15 protein-coding genes are annotated in these 19,588 nt (G+C 46.7%); 14 read left to right on the forward strand and 1 reads right to left on the reverse strand.

From position 1 onward, the window contains the following. Positions 1-3: 3 nt before the first annotated feature. The 13 genes from BUQ87_RS12805 to BUQ87_RS12865 all read left to right on the forward strand — a co-directional run bounded on the left by BUQ87_RS12805 (position 4) and on the right by BUQ87_RS12865 (position 16,295). Complete coding sequence (locus BUQ87_RS12805; RefSeq protein WP_052636206.1) at positions 4-849, forward strand: GGDEF domain-containing protein; 846 nt, start codon at positions 4-6, stop codon at positions 847-849. Then, the gene (locus BUQ87_RS12810) at positions 842-2,605 is read left to right on the forward strand and encodes a polysaccharide deacetylase family protein (protein WP_038266502.1); all 1,764 of its coding nucleotides are present in this window, start codon (positions 842-844) and stop codon (positions 2,603-2,605) included. The genes BUQ87_RS12805 and BUQ87_RS12810 overlap by 8 nt, the downstream gene beginning before the upstream one ends. Positions 2,606-2,615: 10 nt before the next feature. Then, positions 2,616-3,881, forward strand: a complete 1,266-nt coding sequence (locus tag BUQ87_RS12815) for a glycosyltransferase family 2 protein (RefSeq protein ID WP_038266499.1) — start codon at positions 2,616-2,618, stop codon at positions 3,879-3,881. 12 nt (positions 3,882-3,893) lie between these two features. Then, entirely contained in the window at positions 3,894-6,401 is a 2,508-nt protein-coding gene (locus BUQ87_RS12820) for a cellulose biosynthesis cyclic di-GMP-binding regulatory protein BcsB (protein WP_038266497.1), read from the forward strand. Between the two features lie 223 nt (positions 6,402-6,624). Next, on the forward strand, positions 6,625-7,794 hold the full coding sequence (locus tag BUQ87_RS12825) for a DegT/DnrJ/EryC1/StrS family aminotransferase (RefSeq protein WP_038266495.1): 1,170 nt from the start codon (positions 6,625-6,627) through the stop codon (positions 7,792-7,794). 16 nt (positions 7,795-7,810) lie between these two features. Then, positions 7,811-8,503, forward strand: coding sequence for a CpsD/CapB family tyrosine-protein kinase (locus tag BUQ87_RS12830; RefSeq protein ID WP_052636204.1), 693 nt, complete (start codon positions 7,811-7,813; stop codon positions 8,501-8,503). A 58-nt stretch (positions 8,504-8,561) separates the two neighbouring features. Then, positions 8,562-9,275: a YveK family protein gene (locus BUQ87_RS12835; RefSeq protein WP_159434336.1), complete on the forward strand. Its 714-nt coding sequence runs from the start codon at positions 8,562-8,564 to the stop codon at positions 9,273-9,275. 16 nt (positions 9,276-9,291) lie between these two features. Next, positions 9,292-11,208 carry a polysaccharide biosynthesis protein gene (locus BUQ87_RS12840; protein ID WP_330391360.1) on the forward strand — a complete coding sequence of 639 codons (1,917 nt, stop codon included), beginning with the start codon at positions 9,292-9,294 and terminating at the stop codon, positions 11,206-11,208. A 27-nt stretch (positions 11,209-11,235) separates the two neighbouring features. Further along, complete coding sequence (locus BUQ87_RS12845) at positions 11,236-11,871, forward strand: sugar transferase (RefSeq protein WP_278309058.1); 636 nt, start codon at positions 11,236-11,238, stop codon at positions 11,869-11,871. Positions 11,872-11,905: 34 nt separating this feature from the next. Then, positions 11,906-12,898, forward strand: coding sequence for a glycosyltransferase family 2 protein (locus BUQ87_RS12850; protein WP_052636200.1), 993 nt, complete (start codon positions 11,906-11,908; stop codon positions 12,896-12,898). A 39-nt stretch (positions 12,899-12,937) separates the two neighbouring features. Further along, complete coding sequence (locus BUQ87_RS12855) at positions 12,938-14,029, forward strand: glycosyltransferase family 4 protein (RefSeq protein WP_038266490.1); 1,092 nt, start codon at positions 12,938-12,940, stop codon at positions 14,027-14,029. Between the two features lie 23 nt (positions 14,030-14,052). Continuing rightward, complete coding sequence (locus tag BUQ87_RS12860) at positions 14,053-15,255, forward strand: O-antigen ligase family protein (RefSeq protein WP_038266487.1); 1,203 nt, start codon at positions 14,053-14,055, stop codon at positions 15,253-15,255. A gap of 14 nt (positions 15,256-15,269) precedes the next feature. Beyond that, positions 15,270-16,295 carry a hypothetical protein gene (locus BUQ87_RS12865; RefSeq protein WP_143182474.1) on the forward strand — a complete coding sequence of 342 codons (1,026 nt, stop codon included), beginning with the start codon at positions 15,270-15,272 and terminating at the stop codon, positions 16,293-16,295. Positions 16,296-16,323: 28 nt separating this feature from the next. Here BUQ87_RS12865 and murJ read toward each other — a convergent pair whose 3' ends face one another. Continuing rightward, positions 16,324-17,871, reverse strand: coding sequence for a murein biosynthesis integral membrane protein MurJ (gene murJ, locus BUQ87_RS12870; RefSeq protein WP_038266482.1), 1,548 nt, complete (start codon positions 17,869-17,871; stop codon positions 16,324-16,326). Positions 17,872-17,990: 119 nt separating this feature from the next. On the opposite strand from murJ, the gene BUQ87_RS12875 reads away from it, so the two are divergent. Next, positions 17,991-19,022 carry a glycosyltransferase family protein gene (locus BUQ87_RS12875; RefSeq protein ID WP_038266480.1) on the forward strand — a complete coding sequence of 344 codons (1,032 nt, stop codon included), beginning with the start codon at positions 17,991-17,993 and terminating at the stop codon, positions 19,020-19,022. Positions 19,023-19,588: the final 566 nt, after the last annotated feature.

A 19,588-nucleotide genomic window follows, 5' to 3' on the forward strand; every position in this document is an offset into this window, starting at 1 on the left:
TTTATGAACAAATACAGAAGGAATCTGGACGTATATTTTTTGCTCCTTATAATGGAGATTTTCATGGTGATTTCATTTGTCATATTTGAAATAGGGGACAAGGGCTTCAGCCACTATTTTTTCATGCTGGTCATGTTTTTTCTCATAGTGATATCATATTTCAACGGGATAATACCGGGGCTAATAGCAAGCGCCATAACAGTGTTCGGGTACGGAAGCTACGCACTTTATGCGGATGTAGTATCCAATGTCGACGCCAAGCTTGATACATACGTCATGCTCGTGGCCTTTCCGCTTGGAGCGTTCATGGCCGGAAGGTTTTCCGAAAACATGAGCCACATACAGGAGAGGAACAAGAACCTCGAGGCGCAGCTTAAAAACTTCGTGACAATAGACAAGGTGACGGGGCTTGACAACACAAAGAGCTTCTATACGGATTTGGACAAGGAGATGAGCAGAGCCAGAAGGCACAAGGGCGAACTTTCTGTAATGGTGATACAAATGCAGTACTACAGCGAGCTCGTATCGCTCATAGGGATTGAAAAGGTAAATGGAATATTAAAGGAGATAGGCGACTCGGTCAAAAGGTCAGTCAGAAACGAAGACGGGGCGTACAAGCTTTCAAACGACATGTTCGGCATAGTTATGCCGAACACGGGGGTCGAGGGAGCCAAGGTGGTAATGGACAGGATGAGGAAGGAGTTTAGGGAAATAGCCCTTAAAAACTCATCGAAAGATGAAAAGTACAACATAGATGTAAAAATAGGAATGCTTCCGTACACGGGCTTTATAGAGAGTCCCTTTGAGTTCAAGGAGCTTGTAGAAAGGGAGCTGGAGTTCGATGTATAAGAGGATTGCCGTACTGGTTGTGATCTTTTCTATGGCGATCCAAAGCTCTGTTTTTGCATATGAAGGCATTGGACCGGAGGAGAAAAAAAGCGTACTCATAGTATACGACTCCAGGTTCTACTACGGATACAGCAGCGACATGGTCGAATCCCTCAAGGGGCTTTTGGCGCATTTCAAAATAAAAGCCCAAAGCACACCACAGGAGGAGTATGAGCCGGGAATGTGCAGCGGGTACGACTACATATTCGTACTGGGGATTGAAGGCGGAGTGAGCGATGAATCCGTTATTGCAGATTTGAAGAACACAAAGACGGCTGTCGTATGGCTTGGAAAGGGCGTTGGGGGATTTTTAAGAGGCGGCGACGTGGGCATTGACTACTCCGGAGTGAGTACGGATTTTGTGCAGGTGATATATGGAAGCGGCATGGGTGAAAAAGGGACTGCCAAAGGGGCAAAAGGGTTTGCAATAGGCCCTGGAAGGGAGTTTACAGTGGTTGAGCCTTCCGAGGAGTCGGCTGTGTACGCGTATTTGGACGACGGGGGCGCAAAGGTGCCGTTTGCCGTGAAAGAGGGCGATTTCTGGCACATAGCCAGGTTTGAAAACGAGGGAATACTCTTTTACATAGTGGCGGACATTCTGCACGACATACTGGGCGAGACGGATTTTGAACAGAGCCAGGTGTACATAAGGATTGAAGACGTCCATCCCAAAAGGAGCGTAAAAAACCTCAAGGCCGCGGCCGACTACCTCTACGAAAGGGACATACCCTTCATGATAGCCCTTATACCCGCGTATGTGGACCCGGGCTCGGGAAACATGGTTACAATGGACGACATGCCGGAGTTTGCAGACGCCATAAGGTACATGCAGGACAGGGGCGGCAGCGTCGTGCTACACGGATACACCCACCAGGGCTTTGAGAGGGAGACAAGCGGAGAGGGGTTCGAGTTTTGGAACGGGATAGAGGATGCGCCCCTTGATGAGGACATGGAAGCATATGTGTTTGACAAGGTGAGCGCAGGGCTTTCAAGCTGCATAAGAAACGGGATATACCCGCTTGGATTTGAATCGCCCCACTACGCAATGGACATAAGGGGATACAGGGAGATAAAGAAGTACTTTTCGACATATGTGGGGCAGGTCCAGGAAAACGACATAAGGTTCGGGACCACCAAATACCCCTACAGGATATACGACACGGGCCGGGTGAACAAGCTGCTTCCCGAAAACCTCGGATATGTTGACCCCGAAAACCCTTTTGCACTGGATGAGATATTCGAAAACTACGACAATGTGGACGTGGTGAGGGGGAGCATGAAGGGCGTATTTTTCCACCCATATCTGGAAACCGCATACCTCGAGGGCGTTGTGGAGGGGCTAAAGCGCAGGGGCGCGGCATTTTACGACATGAAAAAAGAGGAACACTGGGTGAGCTGCGCAGGCATAAGCATAAGAACGAAAGGCGCGGGGATAGTTTTGGACATTGAAAAAGGCCAGGGGGCCGGATATGAGGACTGCTTCACAGAAGACGGGCAGGACTGGATAACGTGCACAGGGACAAATGTCATGAAAAAAGACGGAACCCATATAAAATACATTAAGCCCGGGGACAGGTCCAGGCCAGAGGCTTCGATATCAAACCGCATATCCATTATAAATGACATTTTGATAGTGGTAATATCGGTGTTTTGCGTGATTTTTATTGTCATATTCACCATTTCAAAGAGAAAGAGCAGGAAAAATCTATTCAAATAGGTGGGATCAAATGTACAGCTTGCAGATTATAGACTATTTCTTCCTGTTTTCGCTGGTTTCCATATGGGTGGTTCTGCTGTTCAACATATTCCTCACTCTCAGCGGATATAGGTTTTTCACTAAAATTTCAAACCACAGCATAAATGTAATAGAGGACATGGAAAGCTTCCCGTTCGTGTCTATAATGGTTCCGGCGCACAACGAGGAGAAGGTAATAGGAAGGACCGTAAAATCGCTGCTTTCGCTCAACTACCCCAGGGACCGCATGGAGCTCATTGTGATAAACGACAATTCCTCGGACAATACGGGGCTTGTGCTTGAAGGTATAAAGAGGGAGTTTCCGCAGAGCAATTTCAAGATAATAAACACCACCAAGGAAAACGGGGGCAAGGGCAAGTCGAACGCCCTGAACATAGGATTTCAAAACTCGGCAGGGGAATATATAGCGGTTTACGACGCTGACAACACCCCCGACAGGCTTGCATTGAGGTATCTCGTGCACAGGCTCAGCGGCGACTGCGGCCTTGGCGCGGTGATAGGCAAGTTCAGGACCAGGAACAAGAAAAAGAACATGCTCACAAGGTTCATAAACATAGAGACTCTCAGCTTCCAGTGGATGGCCCAGGCGGGAAGGTGGCAGCTTTTCAGGCTGTGCACCATACCGGGCACAAATTTCATAGTCAGAAGGAGCATAATAGAGAATCTGGGAGGATGGGACATACACGCCATAGCGGAGGACACTGAGATAAGCTTTAGGATATACAAGCTTGGATACAGGATAGCGTTCATGCCCCTTGCGGTGACATACGAGCAGGAGCCGGAGACAATAAGGGTCTGGATGAAGCAAAGGACGAGATGGGCAAAGGGCAACGTGTACGTGCTATTAAAGTATTTCAGGAAGATGCTTTCGGGCGGCACGGGCCCGGTGACTTTCGACCTGCTGTACTTTTCTTCCATATATTTCGTATTCCTGTCTTCAGTCATAATATCGGACGGCATATTCCTGCTCGGGCTTTTCACTGATATACGTGTGGGGGTGTCCGGAAACTTCCTGCTGCTTTGGCTTCTCGCGTATCTCCTGTTCGTGCTCGAGGTGAGCATAGCCCTCACGATGGAAAAGGGCGAGGCAAACGCCAGGAACGTGGCCCTGGTGTTTCTGATGTACTTCACATACTGCCAGCTCTGGATGGTGGTGGCCATACATGGCATAGTGCTTTATATCCAGGATGTGCTGCTGAAGAAGGAGACGAAGTGGTACAAGACAGAGAGATTCTAGGGGGCGATTCATTTGAATAAATTTATGGCTGTGTTTTTTTCGCTAATGCTCGTGTTTTCAAGTGTCCAGCAGGGATACGGCGAGGCAGGGGCCGTGAAATACTACGCTGTCCAGATAGGAAGCTATGAAAAAAAGGATATAATGGAGTCTGCGCTTAAAAGGTTGCAGGGCATGGGGTACAGGCCCTACTGGAAATCAGAGGGTGGCAGATACAAGATGTTTCTGGGGAACTATTCTTCAAAAGGCCAGGCGGACGGTGTGCTTTCGGGGCTAGGCTCAAAGGGGATAGACGGTTTTGTAAGGGAGAGGGTAAAGTACGTAAGTGCGAACGCAAAACCGGCCGGTGCCGCAAAGGCACAAGAGCCGTCGGCGGATGCCGGAGCAGGAAAAGACAGCAAAGCGGTGCTGCAGGCGGCGGACACGGCGATTGCAGACGAGCCCGCCTTTGAAAACAACTCTCAGGCAGATGCGGCGGATACGGGGCTGATGTCCAAGAATTTCAAGAGGCAAAAGGACGTGACAATACAGGGCGTTTACGGAAGCGACGTGTTCTTTTTCGATGTGGACAAGGACTGGGATATAAGGGGGGCCTATTTGAACCTGGTTTTCAGCCAGAGCCAGCTTGAGCCAGGCGAAGGCCAGCAGGGCAACGACAGCACCCTCACAGTGTACATAAACAAGTTCCCCGTATACAGCATGGACTTGAGCGGGAGGGACCAGTACAAGGAGCAGGTAAGGGTGAACATACCTGCGGACAAGGTAAGCCCGGGATTCAACGAGATAAGCGTAAGGACATACAAGAGGATAATGGAGCTTCCGTGCAAGGACGACCTCAACCCCGCAAACTGGATAGCATTCCACAAGGAGTCTTATGTGCATGTCGACTTCATGGACAAGAAAGACTCTTTGGATATAAGCGGCTATCCATATCCCTACCTCAAAAGCAGCGACGACATAAAGCCGCAGGGGATAATAGTGATACCGGACGACTTCAAAAGATCCGAGCTCGAGGCCGCAGGCATTCTGTCTGCGGGATTTGGAAAAGGCAGCAGGTTCGAAAACCTCAATGTAAGGGTGTACAGGCATTCCCAAAGCCCTCCAGTGGAGCATTCGAACGTAATATTCATAGGGGGAAGCGCGAATTCCCCGGGAGAGGTCATGTCGCTGCTCAGCGAGCAGGAAAAGGGGAGCCTGAAAAATTCGGCCGTTATAAAAAAGGTGAAATCGCCCTACAGCGGCTCTCACAGCATGCTTGCCATCATTTCGGACGACGAGGCGAGCCTTGTAAATGCGGCGAAGGCCCTTACCGATGAGAAGCTGGTTGTCCAGATGAATTCAAATGTCCAGCTGATGGGCGAGAGCGCGGGGGCGGGCGGAAATGAGCAGGATGAATACGAATACTACAGGCTCGAAAATCTCGGATACTCTGATGTGCTGCTTGAGGGCCTTTTCAGGCAGCAGGCCACATTCGGCATAAAGGTTCCCAAAAACAGGAAGGTAAAGGAAGGGGCCAAGCTGGATATCCGATTCAGGTATTCTAAGGTTTTAGACTTTGAAAAGTCGCTGATGACCGTATACTTGAACGACACTCCCATAGGCAGCAAGAAGCTCAGCGGGGAGAATGCTGACAACGACTCGTTCGAGGTGGAGATCCCAAAGGAGCTAAGGGATGTTAACTACTACGAGATGAAGATAGCTTTCGATCTGAACATGGACGATGTATACTGCGAGATAAGGCCTCAAACGGCATCGTGGGCTTTCGTGTCGGCCCAGTCTAAAGCATATCTTCCATATGAGTACAGGGACTACCCGCTGCTTGAGGACTACGAGGCGCCTTTTGTAAAAGACATGAAGTTCAACGACCTGGTCATAGTATTGCCTGAAGACCCCACGTCTGAAGAATTGGGCACGGCATGCTCGATAGCCGCATTTTTGGGGCACTCGGTAAAGAATGTGGATGGAATTTCTATCACGACTCCAGGGGGCTTTTCTAAAGAGGACGAGAATTCGAACTTGATAGTGATTGGAACGCCAGGCAGAAACGGCCTTGTCAAGGATTTAAACGGCAGACTCAATATGAGGTTCGATGAGGATTTTAAAAAGTTCGTCTCAAACGAGCACGTGACCGTGCTTGAAAAATACAGCGAAAACATTGCCGCAATACAGATTGTGGACTCGCCGTACCGCAGCGGCGGTAAAATGCTCGTGCTCACAGGAAGCTCGCAAAGGGAAGTGGTGAACGCGGGCAGATATCTTTTTGACTTCAACCTGGTAGAGAGGCTAAGGGGCAACCTGGCCATAATAGACGGCAAGGGAAACATGCAGTATGAATATGTTGGAGAAAAGGCTAAAAAGATTATGGAAGGGCAGCAGGCCCAGCCTGCCGAAGACCTGGGAGGTTCAAGGCCGGATGGACAGGGCATGAGCTCGCAGGTCAGAAACTTTGTAATATTTACGGCGGCAGTGCTCATAATAACGGTAATGGGATCTGCATTCATAATGAAGAGAAGCAGAAGATAAATGCCAGCTTGTTGAATTCCGACAAGAGGCAATGCGCCCCATTTGGGAGCATTGAAAGGAATATTGTCTCAAACAGCAAAAAACGGCCGAATGGCCGTTTTTTTGTGCTATTTTTGAAGCTGCAAATTGCAGTTTGGTTGGAATAGGGTTTCACGGGTATAAAAATCATATGATATTTTAAATAGCATTGAAAGGGTGGATGCGGCTTACAAGGAGGGAAATCATGAGAAGAGATGAATTTTTGCAGTATGCAAAACCTGAAATGGGAGAAGATGAGATAAGGGATGTTGCCGATACAATAAAGTCCGGATGGATTACAAAGGGGCCAAGGACTGCGGAGTTCGAAGAAAAATTCGCAAGGTTCGTAGGGGCGAAGTATGCGGTTGCCGTCAACTCGTGCACGGCTGCGCTTCACACCGCCCTCGTGTGCAGGGGTATAAAAAGTGGGGACGAGGTAATAACGACGCCTTTCACATTTGCGGCCACGGTAAACGTCATACTCCACTGCGGTGCAAAACCGGTGCTCGTAGACATAGACCCCCGCACGTACACCATAGACCCGGAAAAGATAGAAGAGAAGATAACAAGTAGGACAAAGGCCATAATACCGGTACACTACGCAGGCCAGGCCTGCAACATGGACGAGATAATGGACATTGCAAAAAGGCACAATTTGTTCGTGCTTGAAGACGCCGCCCATGCAGTTTATACGAAATACAAGGATTCCCTTGTAGGAGGAATAGGGGATGCGACGGCTTTTAGCTTTTACGCCACCAAAAACCTTGCCACGGGGGAAGGTGGAATGCTCACTACGAATGACAAGGAGCTTGCTGAAAGGGCCAGGGTTGTAAGCCTTCACGGGATGAGCCGCCATGCATGGAACAGGTATTCGAAGTCGGGCTCATGGTACTACGAGATAGAATATCCCGGATTCAAATACAATATGACTGACATCCAGGCGGCGCTCGGGCTCAATCAGCTGGCAAAGCTTGAGAGCATGCAGGCTGCAAGGGAAAAATATGCGAATATGTACAATGACGCTTTTGCAGGCGTGGACGAGATAATAGAGCCTTTCAATGCGCCCTACAGCAGGCATGCATGGCACCTCTATCCGGTTCAGATAGATGACGGCATGCTTTCGATAGGAAGGGACGAATTCATTGAAGAGCTGGGAAGGTGGAATATCGGGACAAGCGTGCATTTCATACCGGTTCACATGCACCCTTACTACAGGGACATGCTCGGATTCCAAAAGGGGGAGTATCCCGTGACGGAGAAGGTTTACAGCAGAATACTTTCGCTTCCGCTGTATCCCGGGATGAGCGAAGAGGACGTGAAATATGTAATTGAAGCGGTGAATGAAACTGTAGACAAGTTCAAGGCTAAAATATAGGCCTGTGGAGGTAATCATGAAGGACATATTATTTCAAAAAAGACCTGATTCCCCTGTATCGGATTCATACAGGGGAATCAGGACAAGCATAAGATTTTCAGGGGCGGACGGCGAAATAAAGGTGGTAGCGGTTACAAGCGCCAAGGGGGCCGAGGGAAAGACCACAACAGTTGTAAACGTCGCAGCGTCTATGGCCGGCCTTGGAAAAAGGGTGATTGTTTTGGATTTTAATTTCAGAAGCCCCGCGTTGCACAACTACTTCGACATTTCAAACAGGGAGGGAGCTTCAGAAGTCATTTGCCAGGGGATTGACCCCTTTGAAAGCATTTCGCATGCAAATGGCATTGATGTATTGGTATCTGGAAGAAAGCGCAAGGAGGCCATTGAAATACTGGATTCGAATGAGATGTGTGAGCTGGTTCAAAAGCTGAGGGGCTTGTACGACTACGTGTTCATAGACACTCCTCCAATAGTTGAATTTCCCGACGCCGCCGCCTTGGCAGCCGTTTCGGACGGGGTGGTTCTAGTTTGCGCATCTGAAAAGGCGGAGGCAGAAGATGTGAGAAGGGCAAAGGGCCTCCTTGAAAATGTAAACGCCAATATAATAGGGGTTGTAATTAACAATGCCCTTGACAGGAGGGCGTATGATTACGGCGAGACAGTGGCTGACATGGTCAGGGGGCTATTTTTGAAACTAAGGCCAAAATAATATATCCATGCAAACAAAAAGAATGGACGAGAGAATTTATTTGGCCAAGGAGGGGGACATGACAAATACAATCCAGTTTAGGGAATATATTCATATTTTAATAAGAAGGACGAGGATGCTTGCGGGGACCACCGCTGCGGCGGTTATAATAAGCATTTTTGTAAACTATGTGGTGCTTGACCCTGTATACACCGCGAGCACGACTATTATAGTAAAAGGCACGGGTGAAAAGGCGTTTGGGCAGTATGGGGACATAATGCTCAGCCAGGAGCTCGTGAAGACATGCGCCGAGATATCAAAATCCAATGCCGTAATGGGCAGGGTTTTTTCGGATCTGGGCCTCGGGGGGGATTACGAGGAGTTCAAAAAGAGCGTGAATATAAGAATAGTCAAGGAGACGGGGATAATAAAAATAACAGCTTCAAGCAAAAATGCGTCAAAGGCCCCGGACATATCGAACAGTCTGGCCAAGGCCCTTTCAGACGAGGCTTCAAGGGTGATTGGCAAGGACACGCTGAGCATAATAGACATTGCCCAAAAGCCCATGCATCCGTCCAGCCCGAGAAGGCTTTTAAACACAGGGATATCAGCTTTTTTAGCCATTGTAACGGGCGTGTTTGCAGTGTTTTTATTGGAGTATACGGACACCACGGTAAAAAGCAGCGCCGACATTGAAAGGGATTTCAAGCTCAAGGTAATAGGGGTTGTGCCGAATTTTGAAAAGTCGGAGAGTGTGGCCAAAATTAAAAATTCGCGACATAAAAGGCGATAGGGAAAGGGTGATGGATTTGAATGGAAGACGGTTTGATTTTAACAGACTCCACATAGGCAAAAAGCAGATTGTACTCCTTGTCATGGACGTTATCCTTGTAAACCTGGCCGTGTTTTTGTCGCTTGGGATTGAATTTGGATTTGAAATTCAAAACGAATATATGGAGCTGTACAGGGAGAACATGTTCACATATACAGCCGTTGTAATATTTGTGTTTTATATGTGCAACTCGTACAGGAGCCTATGGGGATATGCGGGTGTGGAGGAAATACTCCATATAGTATTTGCGTCCATAACCTCAATGGTTGCGCTGAACATAATATTCAGCCTGATTGGAGTGGACCTTTTAGGAAGCATGTATGTGGTGAATGCACTTGGCCTCATGCTCACAGTGGGAGGGGCGAGGTTTTTATACAGGATACTTTTCAAGCCGGGCGGCATACACATCAGCCCCTTCAGGATGGACTTTTCGCCGGACATAAGAATGCTCATAAAAAGCAGGAGCTGGGCGCATTCGTGCGACAGGGTGATGATAGCAGGAGCAGGCGAAGCGGGATTTCTCGTGATAAAGGAGCTTTATGAGAACCCTTCAGTGGGAAAGATTCCGGTTTGCGTAGTGGACGACAACAAAAACAAGATTGGAAGGAAGATCCACGGAATTCCCATAATGGGAAGCAGAGACGACATAACAAGGCTTGCCAAGGAGCATGAAATAGACGAGATAATAATAGCCATGCCTTCTGCGCCTTTGAGTGTGCAGGGAGAAATAATAGAAATATGCAAAAAGACAATGTGCAGCCTCAAGATACTTCCCGGAGTATACCAGATAATAGAGGGCAGGGTGGACATCAGTATGATAAAGGATGTCCAGATAGAGGACCTTCTTGGCAGGGACCAGGTGGAAGTGGACATGGAAAATATTGCGGGCTATCTAAGTGGCAAGACTGTTTTCGTGACCGGGGGCGGGGGATCGATAGGATCGGAGCTTTGCAGGCAGGCAGCCGGTTTCGGGCCCAAAAAGCTCATAGTGCTTGATATTTACGAAAACAACGCTTACGAGCTAGAGCAGGAGATAAAGAGAAGGTACAAAGGCGGAGTTGATATTGACGTTGTGATAGCCTCTGTAAGGGACAAGGGCAGGGTAAGTCAGGTGTTTGAAACGTACAGGCCTGATGTGGTATTCCACGCGGCGGCACACAAGCACGTTCCGCTTATGGAAAATAGCCCCATGGAAGCCGTGAAAAACAATGTGATGGGAACTCTCAATGTAGCCGAGATGGCGAGCAGGTTTGGCGTATCAAAGTTCATACTGATTTCCAGTGACAAGGCGGTCAATCCGACCAATATAATGGGCGCCACAAAGAGGATATGCGAGCTCATAGTGCAGTCGATGGACAAGGTGAGTTCTACCGAATTCGGGGCTGTCAGGTTTGGAAACGTGCTGGGAAGCAGCGGAAGCGTGGTGCCGCTTTTCAAGAGGCAAATAGCGGAAGGCGGTCCTGTCACGGTGACCCATCCAGAAATAATAAGGTATTTCATGACTATACAAGAGGCTGTCCAGCTTATAATACAGGCCGGCGCAATGGCAAGGGGAGGCGAGATATTCGTGCTCGACATGGGCGAGCCGGTGAGAATTGCAGACCTTGCGAGCGACCTCATAAGACTTTCGGGATTTGAGCCTGGAGAAGACATAAGCATAGAGTATACGGGACTAAGACCTGGAGAAAAGCTCTATGAAGAGCTTCTGATGGCTGAAGAAGGGCTTAGGGAAACTTTTCATGACAAGATATTCATAGCAAAGCCTTTTGACATTGACATCGAATACGTGAAGTGCGAGATAGAAAGCCTTGAGAAGATTACAAGAGGGAATGATCTTGAAAGGCTCAGGGAAGGAATAAAAAGGCTGGTTCCGTCATATACTCATGAGGATTGACACCGGTTTTGCGAAGGGAGGAAGGATGTGAGATCAAATGGCGAAGCCGGCGCGGGCAAATCCACAGTGGTGCTAAAAAGGCTGCTAGACATACTGCTTTGCACAATGGGGATAATATTTTTCGCCCCCCTTATGGCTCTGGTGGCTGTCTCGATAAAGCTGGACTCAAGGGGACCGGTGCTGTTCAAGCAGGAGAGGGTTGGGATAAACGGAAGACATTTTTTGATATACAAGTTCAGGACAATGGCCCACAAATCCGGGGCGGGAGGTCTTCAGATTACGGCGGGTGAGGACAAGAGGATAACAAGGCTTGGCAAATACATCAGAAAGTATAAAATGGACGAGCTGCCGCAGCTTTTCAACGTGCTAAGGGGTGAGATGAGCATTGTCGGGCCAAGGCCCGAGGTCCCCAAATACGTAGGCATGTATGACGACAGTCAAAGGAGCGTGCTTTCGGTAAAGCCGGGCATAACGGACTATGCGTCAATAGAGTTCAAGACCGAAAGCGAGCTGCTCGGAAAAAGCGCCGACCCGGAAAAGACATATGTCGAAGAGATAATGCCCAAAAAGCTGGAGCTCAATATGAGATATATTGAAGAAATGTCGGTATATACAGATGTAATGATAATATTTAAGACCGTCGTCGAGATTTTGAAGATCTAATAGGCTGAGAGCATTTTGAAAGGGGTGAGGTTTTATGGAAGACAAGCTGCTTGTGGACATAATGATACCTGTACTTAACGAGGAACGGCACATAGAGGCTTGCATCAGCTCACTCCAATGCCAGACTTACGGCCGTGAAAACTTCAACATAATGATAGTTGACGGAGGTTCAAGCGATGAAACTGTAAGCGTGGTCAAAGAGCTGAGCCGCAAATACCAAAACATAAAGCTCTTGCAGCATGACAAAAAATACGCCCCCATATCACTCAATATGGCGATAAATGAGTCCAGGGCAAAATACATCGTAAGGGCTGACGCCCACACCAACTATGCATACGACTATGTGGAAAAATGCGTAGAACACCTTGAAATGACGGGGGCGGACAATGTGGGCGGCCCAATGGTTCCTGTAGGAAAGAGCTTTTTCCAAAAAGTTGTCGCGGCGAGCTACTATTCAATATTTGCGCTTGGAGGGGGAAAGTTTCACGACCCGGAATATGAAGGCTATGTGGACACGGTATACCTTGGGGCATTCAGGAGGGAATCTCTTGTAGCTGCAGGAATGTATGACGAGGGAATGCTAAAGGACGAGGACGAGGAGCTCAACTTCAGGATAATAAAAAACGGGGGCAGTGTTTTTTTGACTCCGAAGATAAGGTCCTACTATTACCCGAGGGAAAGCCTCACAGGCCTGTTCAGGCAGTATTTCGACTATGGATACTGGAAGGTAAGGCTCATAAGAAAGCATAAAAGACCTCCAAGGATCACCCACCTGGTTCCGTTCGGATTCGTGTTTTTTTTGGGGACGGGACCAGCGCTTTGGGGAGTCAGCGAATACTTGAAGCATTTTTACATTTTCACACTGCTGGCATACCTGTCTTTGGACGCTGTATTTTCAATTTCAAACAGGCAGTCCGATGGAATGCTTCAAAAGCTTGCGCTTATGCTTGTCCACCTTGTGCTGCACGTATCGTACGGGCTGGGCTTTGCAAGGGGAATAGTCGACTTTTGGGTGCTGTCCAGGTGAAAATTCACCATGTGATATGCTGTGAAAAGGAGGGCTGAAATGGGATATATGAATATACTGTTTGTTACGGACCAACTCATAGTTGGAGGTGCGGAGGCGTATTTCTACAGGCTTGAAAACTGCATAGACAGGGAGAGTTTCAACATGTACACGGCGGCAGGCGGGGGATGCTATACCCATAGGCTGAGGGAGGGCGAGAGGTTCACACTTTTGCCTCAAAACCCTTTAGCCAGGACAAACGTACTAAGGAGAATAATACGTGACCAGAAAATAGATATAGTCCATGCAAATTCACTGAGGATGGCACTGCTTTCAGACCTCATAAGGCGGGCATACGGGCTCGATTTCAAGATAGTATATACGAAGCACAATGTCACATATCTTGAAAAGCTCAGCGAAAACCAGTATGTCAGATTTTTAAACGGCAGAGTGGACAAGACTATCGCTGTATGCGAAGCCGACAGGAGGGAGCTTTTGGGAAGGGGCGTTTTAGACGAGCGGATAGAGACGGTGTTCAACGGCGTTGACACCGAAAAATTCAGATTTGACAGCAAGAACATGAGGCGGGGCAAGGGATTTAGCATAGGAATACTGGGAAGGCTCACGAGGGAAAAAAACCATGGATTTTTCATAGATATAATGGAGGAGCTTTTCAAAAGAAGGCCGACAGACGACATAAGTGTTTCGATAGCAGGGGACGGACAGCTGAGGGAAGACATAGAGTCGAGGATCAAAAAGAAAAAACTCCAGGGAAGTATAGAGATGCTCGGAATGATAGACAGCCCCCCCGAGTTTTTGAGGGAAATGGACATGATAATGCTGGTGTCCACGAGGGAGAAATTCCCCATGACAATACTTGAAGGCATGGCAGTGGGGAGCGTAGTGCTCAGCATAGACAGGGGAGGCATAGGAGACTGCGTGACAGACGGCGAAACTGGATATTTGATTGAAGAGCATGACATAGGCAAGTTTTGCAATGCAATTGAAAATATAATGGATGGAGACAACAGCAGTGTGATACACAGGGCAAGGAGAACTGTTGAAGAAAGATTTGACATAGCCAGCATGGTTGAAGGCACCCAGGCGATTTATGAGGGGTGCGCGGGCAAGGGCGCAAATAGGAATGGATGATGTAATGGGATTGGAGACCGCATATGGTGAATGGATATGAAGTATACAGGGGCAAGGGTTTTAAAGTGATCCTCTTGTTTTTGATGATGGTGGGAATTTACTTTCAAAAATTTTATGTCTATGCGGGCATGGCAATAAAGCCCTATATGTTTGCACTTGCACTCATACTGGCTTATTTCATATTTTACGGCTTGGACCAGGAGATTATAAAGAGGACGTATTCTTATGAAGCACTGTTTGCGATTTTCACTGTATATGCCATCTGGAGGGGTTATTTTTCCCGCCACAGCATGCTTTCCGTAAGGGCTACCATGGCGCTTTTGATTGTGATTGTAATGTATATTTTTGTGAGTTCCATGGCATTCAGCATGAGCAACAGTAGTATTTTAAGGCTTTTATATGTTTCGGGCACGATATTTCTCGCCGCAAGCCTATTCCTATATCTCAAAGGGAAAGGGGTTTCTGATATCGGAGGAGTGGTTGACAGGGATGTTTACAGGCTCACTGGGAGCATTGACGATCCGAATGTATTTGGCATATTTGCATCGCTCATATATGCATTTTCATTCCACAATATGATTTCAGGCGAGAAGAAGTATATAATTTCATTTTTTCTTGCATTCACATGTATTGTGCTCAGTGAATCAAGGGGGGCATTTCTGGCGGTTTTGGCATTCCACATCATGTATTTTGTAAAGATAAAGGACACGAGGGCAAAGAGCTTTGCTGCAAACATATTGATTATAGGGGCTGTGGCTGCCGGGGGACATTATTGGCTTCAAACTGCAGATGTAAGCATAGGCAGCGCGGTGCAGACGAGGCTGCTCGATACCACGGGCAGCACGAGGGTGTATATTTGGACGGACGCCATTGAAATATTCAAGGAGTACCCGCTCATAGGAGTGGGACTTAACAATTTCAGGCCGTACAACAATGAAATCTTTGCAGACACCCATTTGATGCACAATATATTCCTTGAGGTTATTGTAGAACAGGGGATAGCTGGAGCTACGGTTTTTTTTGCAGCGCTGATAATGCTGGTTTTGAAAAAGGACAATTCCGAGATCGAAAAGATAATAAAAATGGTAATTTGCATGCAGCTTATAATGCTTTTTTTCCTCAGCGGTTTTTTTAATGAATTCACATTTCTTACTCTGGCGCTTTACAAGGCGGCAGCTGTAAAGGGGGAAAATGAGGACGAAGCCATGAATGCAACAAGTGTTTAGGAAGAATTAGGGGGATGGTGACTTTAATGCGCGTATACATTAAAATTTTAATAATTGTGGTCACTTTGGCCACGACCCGGATTGCGCTAAATGAAGGGGGGAAAGACATTCCAAATCAGGGCTTACCGCAGCTTCCAAAGGTGAGCCTGTATTCAAACGAGAGCCCTTTCAAGCAGTTGATTCCAGAGGATGCGAAATTGGACCCCGATTCGGATATCATGATGCAAAGCATGCTGGAGGCGTATGAAAAAGGCGGATTTTACATTGCCAGAGAGGGATGGACTGTAGCGGTATACTTTGCCGATTCAAACACCCCAAGGTATGACGTGGAGCTGACCGCCCCATGGGCCCCTGCGAAAGTGCTCAAAAACGTGCCTATTCCAGACGATGCGGTTCCGGACTCTAAGGAAGGGCACATGAGCATAATAGACAGGGACAGCGGATGCGAATATGATTTTTGGCTTTCAAAAAAGGAAAACGGCAGGTGGAGCGCGGCATGGGCCAATGCAATCTCGATAGATGGTGACGGCGTATACCCGTATGGATATTCCTGCAGGGGGTCGGGGTTTGCGCTGCTTGCAGGCGTCATATGGCCGAGGGAGCTCAAGCTGAAGAGGATAGACCACGCCCTTATATTCAGCTATCCGTTTCCAAAGGCGGGAGGGCCCGTTGAACCGGCCACAGAAAGCGACGGCAACAGCTACAGGGAGGACGCGATACCGGAAGGTGCGCGCTTGCAGCTTGACCCTGAGCTTGATTTGGACTCTCTGAATTTGACTCCTTATGAAATGACAATAGCGCGCGCACTCCAGGAATACGGCATGATACTCGGGGACAACGGAGGATCGGGAATAGAGCTTGAGGCGGCTATAAAAACCGTGGACGAAGAAAAATGCCCCTATGGGGAGGTGCTTCCCCAAACGGACATAGTATACCTTAGGAACATACCTATAGAGCATTTCAGGGTGCTGGAGCTTCCTCCCCAGACAAGCCCTGAAAAGAAAATAGTCCCAAACGCCTGCTCGGAATGGGAGTACTAAAAAGTCAGCTGACGCCACAACTGTGGCCTCAGCTGACTTTTTCTTTTACCTTGTTTTTGAACAGGTTTACGATTATGTTTGTTTCATCTATTTTGAAAACCAGTATGAGAGTCAAATATATCACTGCCGCCAGTGCAAGTGATGCTCCAAGCGAGAGCGCATTGCCCCAAAATCCGGGTGCGACTGCTCTTGAGATATGCCCAAACGCCGCTTTTGAAATAACACCTGCGGCAACTGACGATACTACAACCTTTGAGAATACAACTGTCATATTCATTCCACTAAAAGAGCCTATTTTTTTCCTCAGGCTGTATGCCAATAATGAAGTCCTGAAAAGCGATGCGAGTCCGGAGGCAAGAGCAAGGCCTCCAATGCCCAAGGGGCCTATCAGTGAAAACTTGAGGGATATGTTTACAATCATTGCAGCGGTGGCGCTTAAAAGCGGAGTCTTGGTGTCTTCAATGGAGTAGAATATCCGGGTCAGTGTCTCCGTTAGTCCGCTGAAAAGCATGCTCAGCGAATAAAAGGCAAGTGCCATTGAAGTCATCTGCGTTGCATTTGAATCAAAAGCCCCCCGCTCAAAAAGCAGCTTTATTATGGGAAGGTGGAAGATGGCCGTGACTGCAGCTATTGGGGTTAGCAGCATCACTATTACGTTTATTGACCTCGATATTGAATACTTCAATGTTCCCATGTCGTTTTCAGCGTGGTTTTTAGCTAAAAGCGGATATATTACAGTAAGCGATGATATTGCGAAAATTTCAACTGCAAAATTGTGAAGCCTTGAAGCAAGGCTCAGCGCGGTTATGCTTCCGGCGGAAAGATTGGATGCGAGCATCCTGTCCACTATGACCTGGATTTGAATCACGCCGAATGACAGTATAAGAGGCAGTGCGAGAAGCAGCATCTCTTTTATGTTTTCGTCCCCCATGTCGATTATGAACTTGTATTTGAAATCCCTCCTGTGCATGAACGCAAACTGTATTGCAAACTGGGAGAACATGGCGATAAGAGTACCGTATACAAGTGTTTCTATTGTCCCTTTTGAGCTTAAGAATATGGAAGCTATTATTATTATGTTGTACGGTATGGACATCGCTGCGGGTATTGCGAAATTTTCATTTGACTGCATGTATGACGTGAGAATATAGTTTACAGACATGAAAACCATGCCTGAAAAAAGTATTCTTGCAAAGCTTACAGTCAAATCAAAAGTCTCTTTTTCAAAACCTGATGCAAATATGGACATCAGAGGCCTTGCAAATGCAATTCCAACAAGGCTCAAAACTAGTCCCATAATGGCCATAAGGTTTATGACCTTGTTTGTGAAAATCACCGCGCTTTCATGCCCCCTGCTGCTTTTGAGCCTCGAAAAAACGGGGATGAACATTATTCCGAATGCGCTTGCGAACACTATCATCATCATTTCTGGAACGGTGAGCGCGACAAGGTAGGCGTCTGTATAGGAGGTTGCTCCCAGTACGGATGCCATTACAATATCACGTGCAAATCCTATTATTTTAGATAATATTGTTACCGACATTACTACAAATACATATTTTATGGTATTAGACATGGGGTCTCCTTATAAAATAAATTAGGTTAAGGGGATGATTTGAGAGGGTATCTATAAACATATAGAATGTATACCCCAAAAGCCGTCAATACTAAAAAGAAACGGAGTTGATATATAAAATGGATAAAAAGGTGCTTATAATAGGGCCGACTTTTTTTGACAAGAATGAAAGCGTCCAAAAAGCATTTATGCAGCTTGGATGGGATGCAAAAGTTCTGGGCTATTTGGAGGACGAACCCCTATACAACAGAGTATTGTCAAAGGTCGGGGTGGATTACTTCAAGAGCAAAAAACGAACGCTTTTTAATGAAATGATAGTCAAGGAATACAAGGAGTTCAAGCCGGAGATGGTATTCATACTGAAGGGAAATATACTGGACAGGCAGACACTCGATATAATGCGCGGCTCAAAAAGGGTGCTTTGGATGATGGACTCCATATTCAGGGTGCATGAAACCATGAAAAATATAGACCTTTATGACTACAGGTTCATGTACGAGAAAAAAGATGCGCAGAGATTGTCGGAATCGGACATTAGTGCAAAGTTTCTTCCATGTGCGCTTGACGAACATGATTACTACCCTATTGTGGATGTAGAGCAGGATATAGACATAGTGTTTGTGGGATCCATGTATATTGAAAAAAGCGAAAACAGGGAACAGCTTTTGGATGGAATAATATCACGCTTTCCAGATCGGAACATACAGCTGTACGGGAAATACCTTCATATAAAAAGGCCCGACAGGCTTGTGAAATACTATTTAAAAAACTACAGGAGATATTACAAAAATGTCAATGTGAACACAAACGATGTAAACAGGCTTTATGCGAGAGCCAAAATAGCAATAAACATGCACCACAGCCAGACCGAGTACTCTGCAAATCAAAGATTTTTTGAGCTCATGGGAAGCAAGGTATTCCAAATAGTTGATGAAACGGAATATATAAGAAATGAATTTTTGCAAGGAGAAAATGTGGTATGCTTTGGAAACGTCGAAGAGCTTTTGGAAAAGGTGGAAGAATATATTGATGAAAGTGGAAAGAGGGAGAGAATCTCACAAAACGGATATGACGAGGTGCTCAGGAGCCATACTTTTAAAAACAGAATAGAAATGGTGCTTTCTGAAATATACGGCAGCGGGCAACTGTAATATGGAATTTTATAATAAAACCCCATGCAATCTCAACACACGCGAGATTGCATGGGGTTTTATTATAAAAAAAATTTAAACTAGGGCTTTGGTAGGATGTACTGATGTCTGCTTGGATTATATACTATACATGCCTAAATTTAATCTGGAGTTAAATTCACTTGAATAAATCATTGAAACCCGACTTTTTCGACTGCGAATTTTGAATTTTGAGTACATAGTTTGCCTTGTCTTGGAAAATGTAATCGAGAACGTGGTGCAATTATGCCTAAAAACATGAATTTGTCGATTTATGGCTGCTAGCTTTGAGGGCCATAATTTTTGAATGCGAAAAATGAAATGGGTTTCCATAGGGAGATGATTTGACTCTGATATTTCAGGCAAAATTTATTTCAAAAGAGGTGGAAATCTTTATGAAATTGAACAAGAAGGCAGTATCACTCATTATGGTTGCCGCAATGGTTATGGGAAGCTTCTCATTTGCAGCAGACTTGGAGGATTATTCATACGGGGAGGGTGAATTAGTAGTTAAAAGAAGCTCCAGCGTGAAATTCGATAGAAATAAA

The sequence above is a fragment of the Peptoclostridium litorale DSM 5388 genome (genome assembly GCF_900141635.1).
Taxonomy (GTDB): Bacteria; Bacillota; Clostridia; order Peptostreptococcales; family Peptostreptococcaceae; genus Peptoclostridium; species Peptoclostridium litorale.